Consider the following 17,468-nt stretch of genomic DNA (forward strand, 5'->3'; position numbering starts at 1 on the left):
ACTTAATAGCTAATCCCTAATCCTTTCAATACTTTCTCGCGATCAGAACAGTCGCCGATCAGCTTTTTGATAGGCATAGGTGATTTTTTGATCAGCATCGGAATGGCCGCAACATCTTCCTGCTGAACCAGCAATGGCTGCTGATGCGCATCAATGATATCTAACTCGTACCTGCCGGCAATAAATTCTTCGCAGATTGCGCGAATATTCACAATTGCCCTTGTGGAAACCGGTGATGCACCAGCAATGAAAAGCCTAAGCGAAAAAAATTCGACGCTTTGCTTACTATCTTGATGAACCAGATTTCCTATTGACATATTTAATGATTAAGCTTTGTACGTATATCTAATCCCACCAGTACCTTTTCCTCATTTGAAAGATCTCCAATGATTTTGCGGACTGGTTCAGGAACTTTTTTCACCAATGTCGGAATCGCAAATATCTGATCGCCCTCAGCCAGTTGTGGTTTTTCCAAAAGGTCGATCACCTCAATGCTATATTTTCCCTTCAGATGCTCTTCGCAGAGTTTCTTCAGGTTTTCCAGCGCAGCTACCGATTTACTCGTTTTACCAGCTACGTACAACCGGAGTTCGTATGCTTTTCCCACTATTTATTTCTTTTTTTGTTTATATTTTTTTCTTTACTATCTGTATTTCCCCTTCGCAGATCGGCAATCTTGCTCAGCGTTTCGCCCATAATCTGCTTTTTTAAGGCTTCCTCTACATAAACTTTATTGAGTTCTTCTTCTGCAGACTCATATTCTGATCTTAAACTTTCAATTTTTGATTCTAAAATTTTCCGTTTACGTTCAAGTTCGCGGTCTTTACGGCTAATTGCCTGGGCATGGATAATTTCGCCCGTCTGCTCCAAAAGCATACGGGCCTCTCTTGCAGAACCGGTAAGCACACCATGCTCTGTAGGATATACATCCATCAGGTTTAGCCCCTGATCGGTAATCACAAATTCCCTTATCTGGTTGGAATGTTTCATTCCCCTGGATTTTATGATATATAATCCCCTGTTCCTTTCGCCATTACTCTCAATATCTTTGATCAATAACCATGCATCAACAAGTGAAGATATACCCTCATCGGTCTGTTCGTTCACCGTATTATTAAAAGTAAGGGCAGTAAACATTACCGTAATCTGCTCACTCTGTAAAAAGTCTATAAGGCGTACAAGCATGGTTTTCACCTCACTAACAGATCCTATGGTTATCAGGTTGGTGATCGGATCAAGCACCACTACTGTGGGTTTAAATTTTTTGATCGCTTTGTGTATCGCCACCAGGTGCATCTCAAGGCCATATAAAGTAGGCCGTGAGGCATAAAACTCCAGGCAGCCTTCTGTTACATGTTTTTGAAGATCGATACCAATAGCATGCATGTTCCTGATGATCTGTTTTGGAGACTCTTCAAATGCAAAAAAAAGACATTTTTCACCATGTAAACAGGCAGAATTAGCGAATGTGGCCGTTATACTGGTCTTCCCCGTTCCGGCCGTACCTGAAACCAATATACTGCTCCCTTTAAAAAAGCCGGAATTTCCCAGCATTTTATCAAGCGCAGGAATACCTGAAGACAGGTTTTTCGAAGAAACCTCATGGTTCAGCATCAAAGAGGTAACCGGAAGCACAGAGATACCCTCATCGTCTATCAGAAATGGATATTCATTCGTTCCATGTACCGATCCACGGTATTTTACAACCCGAAGCCGCCTGGTCGAAATCTGATTGGTAATTCTATGGTCAAGTAAAATCACACAGTCTGATACATATTCTTCAAGACCCTGACGGGTGAGCCCATTTCCACCACGTTCTCCTGTTATGATTGCGGTAACGCCCTTCGATTTCAGGAACTGAAAAAGTCTACGGATTTCGGCCCGTAGCACTGCAACATTGCTCAACCCAGAAAATAGGTTCTCAATCGTATCAAGCACCACTCTTTTTGCACCTATACTGTCAATTGCATAACCTAAACGAATAAAAAGTCCCTCCAGATCATATTCTCCTGTCTCTTCTATTTCGGAACGGTCGATGTGTACATAATCTAATTTTATCTTTTTATCCTTTTCTAACTGTTCCAGATCAAATCCGAGAGGGGCTACGTTCGCTTTAAGTTCTTCGGCTTTTTCCTCAAAAGCCATAAATACGCCTGGCTCATTATAATACAAGGCTCCTTTTACAATGAATTCTATAGAAAAAAGTGTTTTGCCACAGCCCGCATCGCCACAAATAAGTGTAGGCCTTCCTGAAGGCAGGCCGCCCAGCGTAACTTCATCAAGTCCGGAGATACCAGTAAGTGTTTTGGGAATTGTACCAGATGAGGGTGTTCCCAATTGCTTTTTTGATTTAGCCATTCATTTAAATTTTTAAAGCTTAAATCCATTATTTAATTATAACCTCAGATGAGTTCTTTCCAAACAAACAGGGGATATTAAAAAATGTTTGCAACCTGTACACATATCCACCCTGAGGTTGAGCTTATAAAAACAAAGATTGCTGCTAGATGTACCAATAATTCACCAGAGATTTACCATAGTATCGCTGATTTTCAGTTTGCCCTAAAATGATTGGAAACAGATACTACTGACCTTATTAATTCCAAAACTTAGGGCCAAACTCATTTCAAATAGGAATTATGTTTAAAAATGAACTGTTTTTCGCCCGGTTTTTAAACCCGTTCGTCGAGAATTACACTGTGTTGGTATAATTGCGGGTTTTCTGCTGCAACGTTTTGCCTGTAGTGGCGTCTTATTTACAAAACAATCACAAAATATTAATCAAAAATATAAATAACAGCATTATGAAAACCTCAATCAAAACCCTAACAAAATCAGTATTGGCAGCTATCGTTTTAAGTTCTGCTATTTTCTCAACAAATGTAATGGCAGGAGAGAAACAGCCAAGCAAAGTATCGGCACCACAAAACATCAGCCAGGTTATTGTAAGCGGAAATGTAGAAATTACATTAATACAAGGAAAAAAAGAAAGTGTAAGCTACAACGATGATAACACTGGCCAAGTAAAAGTGATCCAGGATGGACATGCATTAAAAATCAGTTCGACAGATAAAAATACAGCTAAGATTACTGTTTATGTGAACAACATCTATAGAGTACAGGCTTCAGAAAATGCCGTTGTAAAAACTGCAGGTAAATTGGATTCGAAATATCTTCAATTATTCTTGAAAGGAAATGCAGTTGCCGAAATTAATTCAAATACAGAAAGTTTATATACTGTAATTGAAGGCCGTGCAGATTTAAAATTAAGCGGCGCTACCGGAGAACATATCTTGGTAATGGGAAGCACACCAAAACTGAATTTAGACAGATTTGCAGCAATGAAAACACAAATGAGTTCGCCAGTAGCTGGTACAGAACAAACTGCTTCATTGGCAAAATAAGTTAATAACAATATAAAAACGGGCTGCAAAATATTTTGCAGCCCGTTTTTGTTTTAAGCGTATTTGCAGAAGCCAAAATTAACCTGTTTTTTCAGGGCTTTCGGTTTCGATATACCAGTTTTAAATTACCATCGGTTTCAGCATAGCATAAAGTTGAGAATAAAATAGACATCAGCTATTTGAATATCCGGCTGCTAAATCAATCGATATAGAAAATCAATTCTAATCCCTACTTTTGAAAAACTATATGTGCTATAAAAGATAATATTCAATACTGCTTAAGCTAGATGATTACAAGAAATTCTTTTTACCCAGCCCTCCAGAAGGCCATTTTGTTACTTTTCATCTTATTTTTTTCAAGCCATGTTTTTGCGCAGAAAGATAAACCTGCATATAAAGGCCAGGATGTATCTATTCTGGCCGATTCTACTACATTAACCAAGGGTGATTATCTTACACACCTGGAAAAAGTATTTGAAACCGTTAATAAAGTTCCGGTAACTGTTGGTTCATTTAAGAAACTTAAACCTATAGCAGCACATTTAACCCAGGATGAAGCGGCATTGATACTGCTTAAAAGTCGGTTAACACAGAGCGATAGATCTCCAAACCTGCAAAACCTGCAGATGGACCAAACCCTGCTGGAAGAACTACAGCACAATAACAAAGATTGTTTATCAGACCTTGATGAGTATGAAAAGGAGCTACGTGCTTTAAAAACCGAAATCCTTAACCTGCGCAAAGATACCGTATTGATTAAATTGTTTACGGTTCCTGCGGTACAGGTTATGTTTAAAAGTGAGTTTGCAGAGCTAAAGAAGAAACGTATAATGATGGATAGCCTGCTGAAAACGACTACCTTATCCATCAATAACCTGCAGGCCAGAACTTCTTCTAACCTGATCAATATTAAAGAGCTCATGTACCTTACCGATAGCCAGCTCGAGGCAGTAAGTATTAAAGCTTTTGGTAAAGAGCGCCGCTATTTATGGGAATCGGTAAACAAACGGGCCAATAAAAGCATGGGTTTTCGTAGGTTTATTAAAGGAGAGCAAGAAATATCTGGCTATTATTTTGTGTACACCAGAAGCAGCCGGTTGTTATTGCTTTTTACCTGTACCATATTTTTCTTCTGGGTGTTCTTCAATTTTAGAAGTGTAAAACAGCGGGGCCGTTTAGAAACGCTCGATGGTTTTTCACTCATCAGTCCGCAGCCTTATTTAATCACCTTTATCATGCTCTTTGCACTGGCACCTATTTTCGATTTAAGGGCGCCTGCGCTTTATATAGAAGCGGTAGAGGTTATACTCGCTATTTTGCTCACTGTATTTTTTCGTAAAAAGCTAAACTCAAAGCTGTTTTCCTATTGGTGCATATTTGTAATACTCCTTCTTGCCCCTGTTTTCTTACGTCTTTTGGGTATGCCGCCCAGATACCAGCGCTGGCTGCTGCTGTTCTTAACCACCAGTTCAGTTGCCTATGGCATTATGGTATGGAAAATACTCGATGAAAAAACCAAAAGATACAGAATGATCCTTACCACGGGTTTTATTTATGTTGGCTTTGCTATTATCGCCACGTTTTGTAATCTATTTGGCCGCTTTACCCTCACACAGATTTTTTATTCAACCGGGGTAAGTTCGCTTTTAAATGCGATATCGCTAACCATCCTGGCCAAAGTATTGGTAGAAGCCTTTTTACTACAGATGAAAAGCAGCCGGATCCGTAAGGGATTTCCAGAGTATTTTGATTGGCAACCCGTAATTACCGGACTTAAAAGGCTTACGGGTATTGGTGCTACCATTATCTGGTTTGTTATATTTACCACCAACCTGAATATTTTTAACGGACTCTACGAATCGGTAATGGAAATTCTGACTGAAAAAAGAACTATAGGCAGTTTCTCTTTTACCTTTGGCGGCATTGTATTATTCTTGGGCATCATTTGGATTGCCAACTTTTTACAGAAATACATTGCTTATTTCTTTGGCGATACAGGAGATGATAGTTTTGACGATAACAAAGGAGAGCGTTCGAAATTACTGGTCACCCGTTTGGTGTTATTAATTGGTGGCTTTTTAATTGCTGTTGCTGCCTCCGGGTTACCCATCGATAAAATTACGGTTATCCTCGGTGCATTGGGTGTTGGAATTGGATTGGGCCTACAGAATATCGTAAGCAATTTTGTATCTGGTATTATTCTTATTTTTGATAAAACCATCCGCATAGGCGATATTGTAGAACTGAGCAATAAAAAGGGAAGGGTAAAGGAAATCGGTGTACGCTCCAGTACCTTACTTAGCGACGAAGGTGCTGAAATTATTATCCCGAACGGTTCCATTTTATCCAATAACATTATCAATTGGACACTGAGCAATAACCAGATGCGGGTAGATATTTCTTTATTGATTGCAAAACCTTTTAATTCTACCGAAGTAGTTGGTCTGATCAGGGAAATTATTGTAGAGAACAGTAATGTTTTTATCAGTAAAGAACCTATTATTATGATCAGTCCGGTGAGTAAACTTAACAGTACCATCAATATTTATTTCTGGTGCAAGGATATAACGAAAGCAGATTTGACACGGAGCATGATCAATCAACAGATCTTTGAAGTGTTCGAACAAAAAGGGATTGAAATTCTATAATAACGATTGCTTTTTTATTTAGTAGCCAAAAACGTGTTCATTTTCATTAAAAAAATGAACACATCGTGCTTTTATGTTCATACTATTTGCATAGATTTGCTACATGTTTAATAATTAGTTAAAATCTGAACATTTCATAACTTTTTGTTCAGATTTGAGAAGAATGGTGTACACATGTCCAGGCAGCACAATAAAATAACTTTATGGCATACGATAGAATACTTCCGTTTAATGATCTCCCGCTATTACCTCCTTCCAAAAATGTTGAAGATGATATAGATATTTTAAAAAAATTAGTAACGGCATCGAGGGCATTAGCAACAACAAACAGTAGCCTCCATCGTTTACCTAATCCAACTATGTTAGTGAACACCATTGTACTACAAGAAGCGCAGACTTCAACTGCAATTGAAAATATATTCACTACTGAAGACGAGTTATACAAAGCTGTTTCTGATACACCTAGAGAAGAAAACATTAAACCAGCTACTAAAGAAGTGTTACGATACCGTGAAGCACTTTGGGAAGGATACAAAATGATTTTGGTGAATGGGCAAATAGATAATGATTGTATCATCAGCACATTTCGTCAGATCAAGAATACCACAGCAGGTTTCAGGCCCCCACAAAGCCTAACAGTAATCAGAAGGGGCCAAAGTGAGTTTAGATCAGGCGAAATTATATATACACCACCTAGAGGGGAAAAAATAATTGAAAATAAAATGGATAATCTGATTGAGTACCTGAACGATGATATTAAATACCCCTCAGATCCACTAATAAAAATGTGTATCGCCCATTATCAATTTGAAGCAATACATCCGTTCTCTGACGGGAATGGAAGAACTGGCAGGATTCTAAATCTTTTGTATCTGGTGAACAAAAATTTATTACAGCAACCTATATTATACCTATCTAAATATATTATTCTCAACAAGGATGATTACTATTATCATCTGGCAGCAGTTACGCAGCGGAATTCATGGAAACCCTGGCTACTATACATGCTTGACGCAGTAGAAAAAACTGCAATATTGACCAATCAGCTGATTGTAAGCATACTAAACCAAATGGAAGCTACCTTAATCCACGGAAAATCTAAGATCAAATGGTATAATAAAGAAATAAACGAAGCTATTTTTAGTCAACCATATATTAAACCTAAACGAATAGGAGACATGCTTAATATTACCTCTAGAACCACGCTAACTAAATACTTTAAGGAGTTTGAAGCGGCCAAAATATTGACTGCAGCCAAAGATGGTAGAGAAGTATTTTACATCAACGATGATCTTATCCAAATATTGAAAGGATAATAAGACCTTCAACAAACTGATGGATAATAGAAATCTGCGTCTTCAAATCCATCTTATCATTTCCAATGCATGAATTAGATAAATCTAAATGTGTTTTTTACCTTTAAAGCATGAACAAATTTGTCCTTTCTGAAATCAATATTTACCCCATTAAATCGCTGGGGGGCATCAGTTTACAAGAGGCAAAACTTGAAGAAAGGGGCCTCCAATATGACAGAAGATGGATGCTTGTTGACGAGCAAGGCACATTTATTACCCAACGGAAACATTTTGAACTAGCACTGCTACAGGTAAATATTACAGATGGTAAACTAAGTATTTCTCATAAAATATTACCTGAGCAAGGTATATCTTTTTCTTTAGATGAAGATACCGGAGAACAGATTTCAGTTGTAATCTGGAATGACACCGTTACGGCGCTTGAGGTAAATAAAACGGTAAGCCGTTGGTTTTCTGATTTTCTGAACTTTGAAGTTAGATTGGTAAAAATGCCTTTAACTGAAAAGCGATTGGTTGATCGGGATTATGCTTCCAATGATGAAATCGTGAGCTTTGCCGATGGTTACCCTTGCCTCATCATAGGCCAGTCTTCGCTTAACGCACTGAATGAAAAGCTTGCAGACCCCATTCTTATGGACCGTTTCCGCCCAAATTTTGTTTTTACGGGAGGAGAGCCGCATATTGAGGACGCTTTTAAAGATTTTTACATCGGCGAAGTTTTATTTTCAGCCGTAAAATCATGTGCGAGGTGTGTGCTCATTACGATTGATCAACAAACCGGTGAGAAAGGGCAAGAACCTTTAAGAACACTGGCCAGCTACCGGACGGCAGGCAAAAAAATCATGTTCGGGCAGAACCTGCTTCACCATCACCTGGGCACCCTAAAAGTTGGTGATGATTTGAAAGTTAAAAATTGGAAGGAAAAGAATTAACCCGGCCGACAGCCAAAATCTATTCCCTTGAAGTAAGTATATAACAGCGCATACCAGGAACATCGATATGGGTATTTTGATAATCGCCCGGTGCAATTTCAAATCCCATTTTTTCCAGTAATTTTATAGAAGGTGGGTTATCAATGGATGGAAAAGCCACAATGGTTTTAATACCCATTACCTCAAATGCATATTTGATGACACAGGTAATGGTTTCGACCATTATACCTTTACCTTGAAACTCCGGAAGCAACTCATACCCCATTTCCACGGTTTCGTTCTGGATATCAAAATTCCAAAGACAGGCTGCACCTATCATGGCCTGATCACCTTTATAAGAAGCAACCCAGTATATAGATTCATCATTATTGATCAGATTATCAATTTTATTGATGTACGCAATGGCTTCGTTAATATGCAGAAAGGGGGCCTTACCTGTTAAAGTGGCTACTTCAACATCCGAACGCAATTGATAAATTACGGGAGCATCTTCCAACGAAAGTCTCCGAAGGATCAATCTATCAGTTTCGAGTACAGGAAAAGTAGAAAAATCGAGTGGTTTCATCTGGTTAACTTAAGGAAGAATTAGTGCAGTTAAGATTATTATTTAGCGAAAGATAGCTATTTTTTATATGAATTAAAGGTTCTTGATCGGTGTAAGATCAATACAACCAATACCACTTAGAGGTACTTGCTGGCAGGCAACATCGGCTGTAGTTAACCTAAATTAAACCTAAAATAGACCCTGGCTTTACCCTTTAGGTAATGAATGAGGTAAGGCCAGGGTAAAGAATGGGTAAGCAAAGGGTTAACCTGGGGTTAACTTGGTGTACAGAAAAGGTAAACAAAAGGTACAGAAAGGGTAAAGAATAGGTAGAGAAGGGTAAACAAGGGGGTAGAGAAAGGTAAACAAAACTCCGCTGCCATTTAGCTTAAAAAATCATTAGCCCGGATTGATATACAGGCTAATGATTTAGCGATTTACAGATTGATAATACTATTGCTTTACTGGCACATTGATCTCATAAAGTTTATCGTGCAAGGCTTTCATCTGCACTTCCGAAAATTTAATATCTTTTCTGTCGTAGGTCATCAATCCATTGGTTTCTACTTCTACGTCGGTAGTTTGCGTATATACTCCGGCAGAGAGCCCCAAAGGGATTAATTCTGCTAAACGTTTCATAAACTGGGCATATTTATTAAACAGATCCGTTTTATTCTTAAAACTCTGGTAACCCCAGTTATTCTTCTGTTGCCACACATGGCCATCAATAGGAAGGCCAAGCCCCCCAAACTCACCAAGTACAAGGGCATAATCTTTTCCAAAATAATCAGGACTAGGCATGGCCGGATGTGGGTAATTGTGCAGGTCGATCATATCGCCTACCGGATAGAAATTGCCTCCACTGGCCGTATTCACCAGTCTTGAAGGATCTTTCTCTTTTGTCCATTTGGCGATTTCAACTGTTTTAAACTGTCCCCAGGCCTCATTGAAAGGTGTCCATACCACAATAGAGGGCACATTATAAAGTGCATCAATAATGGCATTCCACTCTTTTTTGTAATATCCTTCAGATTCGGCACTTCGGTTTTTATCCGATCCATGGTCTAAAATACCAGGGCGGTTCTCCCAGCCGTTACCGAGATCGCCGCTTGGCATATCCTGCCAAACCAGCATACCGGCTTTATCGCAGTAGTAATACCAACGGGCAGGCTCTACTTTAATGTGTTTTCTGATCATATTAAAACCCATTTCTTTGGTTTTATCTATGTCGAACTTTAAAGCGGCATCTGTTGGTGCGGTGTAAAGCCCATCTGGCCACCAGCCCTGATCTAAGGGACCATATTGAAAAACAAACGCGTTGTTTAACAGCATGCGCTGAATACCGTTCTGATCTTTACCTATGGAGGTTTTGCGCATGGCAAAATAACTTTTCACCTCATCAACCTTTTTATTGTTAGCAATCAGCTCAACCTTAAGGTCGTATAAAAATGGATTTTTAGGATTCCAGAGTTTGGGGTTCGCAATTTTTAAACTGATGGCGCCACTGCCATCAGCAACCTGTTCAGCTACTTTTGTAGCGCCATCCCATGCCGAAACCTTAACCTGACTGCCTGCACCGGCGCCCATTAAAATTGGCGTAACCGTTACCGTTTGCTGATCGATATCTGGTGTTATTTTAATATGATCGATATGTGTTTTATTTACGGCTTCAATCCATACCGTCTGCCAGATGCCGGTTACAGGGGTATACCAGATACCTTCTGGTTTTTTCACCTGTTTTCCCCTTGGTTGAGGGCCCTCATCAGTAGGGTCCCAAACTTCTACGGTTAAAGTTTGATTTCCGTTCTTGTTTAAAAATGGGGTAATGTTAAAGCTGAAAGGATCGAAACCGCCTTCATGTTTACCAACTGCTTTACCGTTGATGCTCACGGTGCTTCTCCAGTCAACCGCACCGAAATGAAGCAAAATTTCTTTGCCTTTCATATTAGCAGGTACAGTAAAGCTGGTTTTGTACCACAGTAAGCTATCTTTACCTACTGTTTTGCCAACACCCGAAAGTGAAGACTCTACCGCGAACGGCACAAGGATTTTACCCTGGTTAATTGCAGGCTGTTGTGATTTTGCGGAGATGGCATAATCCCAAAGTCCGTTTAAGTTTTTCCAATTACCAGCACGCTCAAACTGAGGGCGGGGATATTCTGGCAATACATTTTTAGGATTAACTTCCTGTGCCCATGGTGAAGAGATTTTCCCTCCTACCGCCGACCACGATTTGTTCTGCTGCTGTGCAGAAAGGGAAAGCGAGAGCCCCAGCAACGAGAAAAGGATGGATACTTTTTTATTCATTGGTTTAAAATTTGTGTGTTAAAGTTGAGTTTTACAATGTTATTAATTTAAGCAAACATTTTCTTTCGACATGCAGCCATTCATATATTTCTTTAGAAAAGTCGTCATTGCGAGGCACGAAGCAATCTTAATGTGCAGTGAGGATCACTATATAGAATGACTGAAATCAATTCAAAAGATTTCTCCACTGCGGTCGAAATGACGATGTCTTGCTTTATTTATTATTGAGTTTTTTAATCAGGTTAACCTCATCCAGGCGGTATGGGGTGCCATCGGGCTGAAATATTTCGTGGAACCACTCAATCGGATCAGATCCATCGGCAAGCGGGGTATCCCAGGCATATTTGGTATTGGTTTTACCCGCAGCAAAACCCCAGTTTATAGCGCCAACATTTTCAGTTTTAAGCATGGGCAAAATGTTAGCGAAACGGCTGTTGCGCGATCGGGCCATATATTCGGTACAGATCAGTGGCCGGCCGCTGGCTTTTAACAGATCTATGGTTCTTTGGTGCCAGTCTGGTGCCTCATAGTTATGGTAGGTTACAATATCTGAGTTGGCCAGTTGTATTTCGTTAAGCTTTTCGAAACCCCAGCTCCACAATCCGATAGAAATCGGCTGATCGGGATTAACCGACCGTGCCCAGCTTATGGTTTTGGTTAACAAAGGTATGGTGGCTTCTAACTTTCCGCTATTTCCAGGTTCATTGTACAAATCCCAAAGTAAAATTCTTTTATCATGTGCAAAATGGGTAAGTACATCTTTCACATATTTTTCGAGTTCTGGAAAATTGGCTTCTTCTTTAAAAGCCGGATCGCCAGGATCTTGCAACCAGCCCGAATTGTGAATACCCGTTTTAGGCTCGGGCTGTTTGCCAATCGCTGAAGTTTTATTCCAGCAATCGTCGAAAAAGACAAACATCGGTTTAATACCGTGTTTTTGGGTAATGGTTAAAAATTGATCCATTCTCTTTTTAAAACCTTCAGGGTCCTGGCTCCAGGCTTTACTAAACAAGAATACGCGCAGCGTGTTAAAGCCAATTCCTTCGGCCCAGCCCAGTTCCTTATCGATCAGATCGGGTGAAAAGGTATCGGCCTGCCACATTTCCAACTGGTTAATGGCATTAGAAGGAATATAGTTGGCACCTGTTAACCATTTATGTTCTTTGTACCAGGCATTGGCTTTTTCTATTGACCAAACCTTTGCAGGTTCGGTGTCTTTTTTTGTTTTTTGTGCAAAGCCCATGCTGATGTTAAAGCTCAATACAGCAAGTAGCGCATAGTTTTTTAAATTCATATCGGTATTTATCTGATTATTTTTTATTTCGGTTTGATGGTGATGTTAAGCTCAACCCTGCTTTTACCGGCGTTCCAAAATTTGGTGTTCCATCGGTATTCCAGCTGAACTTTTGGGCCCGGGGCGAGCGGAAACCTCCGCAGCCCTGGCCCGGTTTATCATTGGCGTGATATAGGATCCAATCTTCTTTTCCATCCGGCGACTTAAAAAATGAGTTATGGCCCGGCGCATAAACACCGTCTTTTGGCGATTGCTGAAAAACAGGTTGATCTGATTTTGTCCAGGAAGCAGGGTCGAGCAGATTGCTTTTAGCCGAAGCGGAAAGCATACCCAAAGCGTAAAAATCTGTCCAACAGCCACTGGCAGAATAAATGACAAATATTTTATCGCCGTGCAGCAAAAACTGAGGCCCTTCATTTACATCAACGTGCGCTCCCCCGCCAAGGTCTCCAATTTTTTCCCAGCTAAATTTGGGTGTGGAAATCTTTACCCGTTTGCCCGCTACTGTCCAGGGGTTTTTAAGCCTGGCAATGAAAATTTCCTGCTTTCCGTTTTCATCTCCCTCCCATCCAGACCATATCATATACAACTGACCTTTAAACTCGATCACATCGCCATCAATAGCCCATTTATCAGTCGGGTCGGTAATTTTGCCTTTAAATACCCACTCGCCTTTCATCGGATCGGCCGAAGCGTTTTCTAAAACGTACATGCGGTGGTTTTCATTTCTCCCATCATCAGCTGCAAAGTAGGCGTACCATTTGCCCCTTAAAAACATCACTTCTGGTGCCCAGATTTCTTTACTGTACAGGGTTCCGGCAGGTGCGCGCCAAATGGTTTTCCGCTCCGCATCTTTTAAACCATCCAGCGTTTTGGTTTTCCAAAGATCCACCCGGTTTCCGGTGGTATGCGTATAATAGTAATAACCATCTTTATAATAGCTATAAGGATCGGCTCCCGATGGCAATAAAGGGTTAGTAAATGTTTGTGCATGTAAACCTGCTACGTGCAACAGACACAATGCAACAAACAGATATCTTATTTTAAAAGCATTCATTTTAAATCTTCACGTCTTTTATGTTTTTTGATCAACGATTAGTTAATCTTTAAAAAAAGCGATTTCTTTTCTTAAACCGGCCTATTTTTATCTCAATATTTCTACAAATGCAATCAATTAATCTTTAGAACGTTTTTGCTGCACTTTGCATTAAAAACCGAAAACTTTCAGGATCGATCTGCATGCGAAAATGCTCATTTTTGTCTTTTATAAAGGCCGCTTTGATTATAGCTGTAGCCCTTGGCGATACTTTATAATTTGAATGATGGGTATGGAAAACATATTGTAATGCGCCGTTTTTATCGATAAAAAAATCACCGTGCCCTGTGCCGTTTATTTTCAATACCTTTTTACTGATGATTGGGTTTCCCTGATACTTTATCCAGGGACCGGTAGCTGAGCTTGAAGTAGCATAACCCACGGCATAATCAGGATTTCTAAAATCATTTGCCGAATAAAAAAGATAGTAAAGATTTTCTTTTTTGATTACCGTTGGTCCTTCGGTTACCGGCCAATCGGTTTTCGCTGTATTTTCCCAGGGTGCTGTTCCTGATAAACAAGCTTTTGTTGTTTCAGGGATTACATCAGAAAAATCATTTTTCAGTTCTGCTACAAAAATCCTGTTGCCATGATCGAGTTTTACATGGTAGAGGTAGTTTTTTCCATCTGTATCGGTAAATACAAAGGGATCGATCTGCTTGCCTGTACCTGAAATAGATTTTAATTCTTCCTGTACAAAAGGTCCTGCCGGGCTATTACTGTGCGCAATGGCGATCTGCTCATCTGCAGTATAGGCCATAAAATAGGTTTTGCCTCTTTTAAATACCTGCGGGGCCCAAAACCCCTTGCTCCCGAAGGCATCGCCCTTCTTTAATGCAAATCCTTTATTTTTTCCGATCGGTTTAGTCCAGTTTTTAAGGTCGCTGGAAGCATAAACCAAAAAGCCTACATCGCCACTGGTGCCATATAAATAGTATATGTCTTTATCTAAAAAAATGGTTGGATCGGCCAGGTAAATGGTATCGTTTAGTTGCTTCGCAAACACGTTTTTACCAATAGAAAATGCGAAGAAGCATAAAAAAAAAGCGAAAAGATGTTTCATTTAATATGATTTGCTAAGGGTAAGGTAATGATAATCAATAATACTTCGATTGATCGTCATTCCCAACCTGCGCGGGAATGACGAAACTTTAAAGTATAATATCATCTTAAGAGATCGTCATTTCGAGCGGAGTGCAACGTAGCCGAGAAATCTATTAGATCTCTCCATTTCGCTGCGCTACAGTCGAGATGACGATTTTTCTCGTGGATACTGTCATTAACTAAAAACTTATTTTAGTAACAGGCGTAAAAATCAGGTCATCTACTCCTGCAATTTTAACTCCTATCCTGGCAAAAACATAATTTTGTGTCGGTACAATCGTAGGGATACTTACACTCATATTTAAGTTATTCAGGTCGGCAAGAGCTGCACCTCTAAGTTCTTGTACCCCGATATTATTGCCTCCATCTACAAACTGTGTTTTGTTGATATAAAGCGATACACTTTCTATATCTTTTGCATTGGCATCAGTGATGATTTTTTCCAGTTTGCAGAACCCGTTCACTTTTCCAGGTGCTGCTGTTAAACTAGCACCGCGGATCATATAATATGGCAGTACCTCAATGTCCATCACCTTGCTACCACTAATATTTACGGCTATGGTATCTTGTTTACCGGCCGCATTTTTTTTCCATAAAAATGGTCCCTGGTTTGGTGAGAAAACCAATTTATAGTTCCCATCAAATAACTTGGCCGAATAATTACCATCCTGACTCACATTTACCTTTAGCGCAGAATAATTACCAAAGCCCGACTGCCAAAGTTCGAAATTGACCTGGCCATACTCCACATTGATTGCTTCGCCCTTATACACGATCCTCCCTGTAAAATCGGCCGCAGGTGCCTCATAATTATCCTTTTTACAAGAGGAGAAAAACATGGCTACAATTGCCCCTATGATGAAATAAAATCTATTTTTCATATCTATATAATATAACTGATTATTGATTAGGGTTTCTGATAATTTTCGGGTTGCCGTTAAGTACATCCTGCCCGATTGAAGCGTAATAATTGCCAATACGGAAACGATGTGCCGCAGTAACACGACTGGGTTTAATGACCTTGAAAATATACTTTAAATGGTTTGCATTACCCGGATTGTAGTATTTATATGGCCACAAACCAAATACCTGGGTACTGGTGCGTGTTGCGCTTCCGATATTACTGGCATTGGTAAAATCAGCGGCAGACATGTTATTGCCGTTCCATACCTTATCGGCCAGTCTCCAACGTTTCATATCCCAAAGCTGATGACCTTCGAAAGCAAATTCTACTTTTCGTTCGTGTACAATACGGTCGAAAGTGATCTGAGCAGGTGTTAAGGCGGTGGTTAATCCTGCGCGGTCTCTTACCGGTTTGATGTAGTTAGCTGCTGTAGCAGCATCACCCAGTTCAAAAGCGGCTTCGGCAGCATTTAACAACACTTCGGCATAACGGTAGCGGACCCACCACACATCGCTCCGGGTACCAATCTGGCCGGATCCTGTGGCCGGATCTAAATATTTACGCACATAAAAACCAGATTGCGCACTAAATTCTAAACCATCAACAGGGCCATCGCCACCTACTACCTGCACCGAACCTGGGTTACCGGGAAGTACGTTACTTTTACTCTGTGCAAAATTATCGCCTGTTACAATTGTGCCATTGGCTAATTGATAGCCCGCCCAAATATCAACTGTTTTACCTTTAAACTGTGTTCCAGGGAGAATTACCGTGCCGGCTAAACGCGCATCGCGATCGGCAAAAATATCGGTAATGTTGGTATAATAAACCGGATTTCCACTGCCATCAACAGTAGCTAAAGAGGTATATGTATTATCTAGTTTTTCGAACGACTGAACCAGGTTTAATGATGGATTTAACCTTCCGCCCTGTGCTTCCTCGGCAGAAGAGCGGGGTTGGTTATCGATGGTAAAACCATGCACTTTATTGGTTTTTAATTTAAAATCTTTGGCAAATATGACTTCCGGATTGCTGCCTTTATCGGTAAAAAGGGCTGCAAAATTATCAGACAGGTTTGGGTTCTTTTTGTAAAGCGAATATTTACCACCATCTATAATTTCTTTTGCTGCATTTAAAGCTTTGGTAAAATAACCATTAGCCATTGCCGCAGGTATGCCAACCTCTCCACCCGGAAGGGTTAACTGGGCATTGCTATATTTTGCAATGGAACCAGCATAAAGTGCAGCTCTCGATTCCATAGCTAGGGCCGCGGCTTTTGTAGCCCTGCTCTGAACGGTTGCATTATCAGGAAGCACCGTTTTAACTGCTTCCAATTCGGCAATCACAAAATCATAAATTTCAGATTCCTTTGATCTTGGGTATTGCAGATAACTTGGATCTCCACTATAATCATAGGCCAGTGGCACAGTAATCAAAGGAACACCGCCCATTCTTTTTACCATTTCGAAGTATACACCAGCCCTGATAAAACGTGCCTCAGCTAAAAATCGGTCGCGGTCTTCGGCTTTTAAAGCTGTAGCTTCCTGCCCACGTTTAATAAACAGATTCAGGTCGTTTACCAGTCTATAAACACCAATGTCCCAGTACCTCCAGGCGTCGTACCCATACTCTAAATTCTGGTGGCGAAAATAATCTCCGCTGGCGGAGGCAAAACCTTCGTCAAAATCGGTAAAAGTCCACCATGCCTCGATGGTCTGATAATCCGGGAAACGATCGTACAGATCGCCAACCACGGTAAGCACCAGGTTAGGGTCTTTCCACACCGCATCAATGGGTAGGGTACTGGTTGGCTGTTTATCTAAAAACTCAGAATCTTTTTTACATGACTGCGCAAAACTTAAACATGCAATGGCAGCGAATGTGTATATATATTTTTTCATTTGATTAGTCTTTTTCAT

14 protein-coding genes are annotated in these 17,468 nt (G+C 40.2%); 4 read left to right on the forward strand and 10 right to left on the reverse strand.

Annotated elements, in window-relative coordinates:
* Positions 1–2: 2 nt before the first annotated feature.
* Genes HDC90_RS00570 through kaiC form a run of 3 tightly spaced genes read right to left on the reverse strand, consistent with a single transcriptional unit; the run spans position 3 to position 2,358 of the window.
* The gene (locus HDC90_RS00570; RefSeq protein ID WP_184462791.1) at positions 3–317 is read right to left on the reverse strand and encodes a circadian clock KaiB family protein; all 315 of its coding nucleotides are present in this window, start codon (positions 315–317) and stop codon (positions 3–5) included.
* Positions 318–319: 2 nt separating this feature from the next.
* The gene (kaiB, locus tag HDC90_RS00575; RefSeq protein ID WP_221451765.1) at positions 320–607 is read right to left on the reverse strand and encodes a circadian clock protein KaiB; all 288 of its coding nucleotides are present in this window, start codon (positions 605–607) and stop codon (positions 320–322) included.
* A complete protein-coding gene (gene kaiC, locus HDC90_RS00580; protein WP_184462793.1) occupies positions 607–2,358 on the reverse strand; it encodes a circadian clock protein KaiC in 1,752 nt (583 codons plus the stop codon). The genes kaiB and kaiC overlap by 1 nt, the downstream gene beginning before the upstream one ends.
* A 446-nt stretch (positions 2,359–2,804) precedes the next feature.
* Between kaiC and HDC90_RS00585 the strand changes: the two genes are divergently transcribed.
* From HDC90_RS00585 to HDC90_RS00600, 4 genes are all read left to right on the forward strand, one after another.
* Positions 2,805–3,404, forward strand: a complete 600-nt coding sequence (locus HDC90_RS00585) for a GIN domain-containing protein (RefSeq protein WP_184462795.1) — start codon at positions 2,805–2,807, stop codon at positions 3,402–3,404.
* Between the two features lie 287 nt (positions 3,405–3,691).
* Positions 3,692–6,052, forward strand: coding sequence for a mechanosensitive ion channel family protein (locus HDC90_RS00590; RefSeq protein ID WP_184462797.1), 2,361 nt, complete (start codon positions 3,692–3,694; stop codon positions 6,050–6,052).
* Positions 6,053–6,255: 203 nt separating this feature from the next.
* Complete coding sequence (locus tag HDC90_RS00595) at positions 6,256–7,368, forward strand: Fic family protein (protein ID WP_184462799.1); 1,113 nt, start codon at positions 6,256–6,258, stop codon at positions 7,366–7,368.
* A gap of 110 nt (positions 7,369–7,478) precedes the next feature.
* Positions 7,479–8,300 carry an MOSC domain-containing protein gene (locus HDC90_RS00600; RefSeq protein WP_184462801.1) on the forward strand — a complete coding sequence of 274 codons (822 nt, stop codon included), beginning with the start codon at positions 7,479–7,481 and terminating at the stop codon, positions 8,298–8,300.
* Between the two features lie 19 nt (positions 8,301–8,319).
* Here the strand turns inward: HDC90_RS00600 and HDC90_RS00605 are convergent, their stop codons facing one another.
* The 7 genes from HDC90_RS00605 to HDC90_RS00635 all read right to left on the reverse strand — a co-directional run bounded on the left by HDC90_RS00605 (position 8,320) and on the right by HDC90_RS00635 (position 17,468).
* Positions 8,320–8,865 carry a GNAT family N-acetyltransferase gene (locus tag HDC90_RS00605; protein ID WP_184462803.1) on the reverse strand — a complete coding sequence of 182 codons (546 nt, stop codon included), beginning with the start codon at positions 8,863–8,865 and terminating at the stop codon, positions 8,320–8,322.
* A gap of 432 nt (positions 8,866–9,297) precedes the next feature.
* The gene (locus HDC90_RS00610) at positions 9,298–11,151 is read right to left on the reverse strand and encodes a glycoside hydrolase family 2 protein (protein WP_184462805.1); all 1,854 of its coding nucleotides are present in this window, start codon (positions 11,149–11,151) and stop codon (positions 9,298–9,300) included.
* A 214-nt stretch (positions 11,152–11,365) separates the two neighbouring features.
* Entirely contained in the window at positions 11,366–12,445 is a 1,080-nt protein-coding gene (locus HDC90_RS00615; protein ID WP_255497425.1) for a cellulase family glycosylhydrolase, read from the reverse strand.
* Between the two features lie 16 nt (positions 12,446–12,461).
* Positions 12,462–13,502: a family 43 glycosylhydrolase gene (locus HDC90_RS00620; RefSeq protein ID WP_184462807.1), complete on the reverse strand. Its 1,041-nt coding sequence runs from the start codon at positions 13,500–13,502 to the stop codon at positions 12,462–12,464.
* Positions 13,503–13,626: 124 nt separating this feature from the next.
* Positions 13,627–14,604, reverse strand: coding sequence for a glycoside hydrolase family 43 protein (locus tag HDC90_RS00625; RefSeq protein ID WP_184462809.1), 978 nt, complete (start codon positions 14,602–14,604; stop codon positions 13,627–13,629).
* A gap of 220 nt (positions 14,605–14,824) precedes the next feature.
* On the reverse strand, positions 14,825–15,526 hold the full coding sequence (locus tag HDC90_RS00630) for a DUF3823 domain-containing protein (RefSeq protein WP_184462811.1): 702 nt from the start codon (positions 15,524–15,526) through the stop codon (positions 14,825–14,827).
* 19 nt (positions 15,527–15,545) lie between these two features.
* Positions 15,546–17,468, reverse strand: a complete 1,923-nt coding sequence (locus HDC90_RS00635) for a RagB/SusD family nutrient uptake outer membrane protein (RefSeq protein ID WP_255497426.1) — start codon at positions 17,466–17,468, stop codon at positions 15,546–15,548.

Origin of the sequence: Pedobacter sp. AK013, assembly GCF_014205835.1 — a bacterium.
Classification (GTDB): domain Bacteria; phylum Bacteroidota; class Bacteroidia; order Sphingobacteriales; family Sphingobacteriaceae; genus Pedobacter.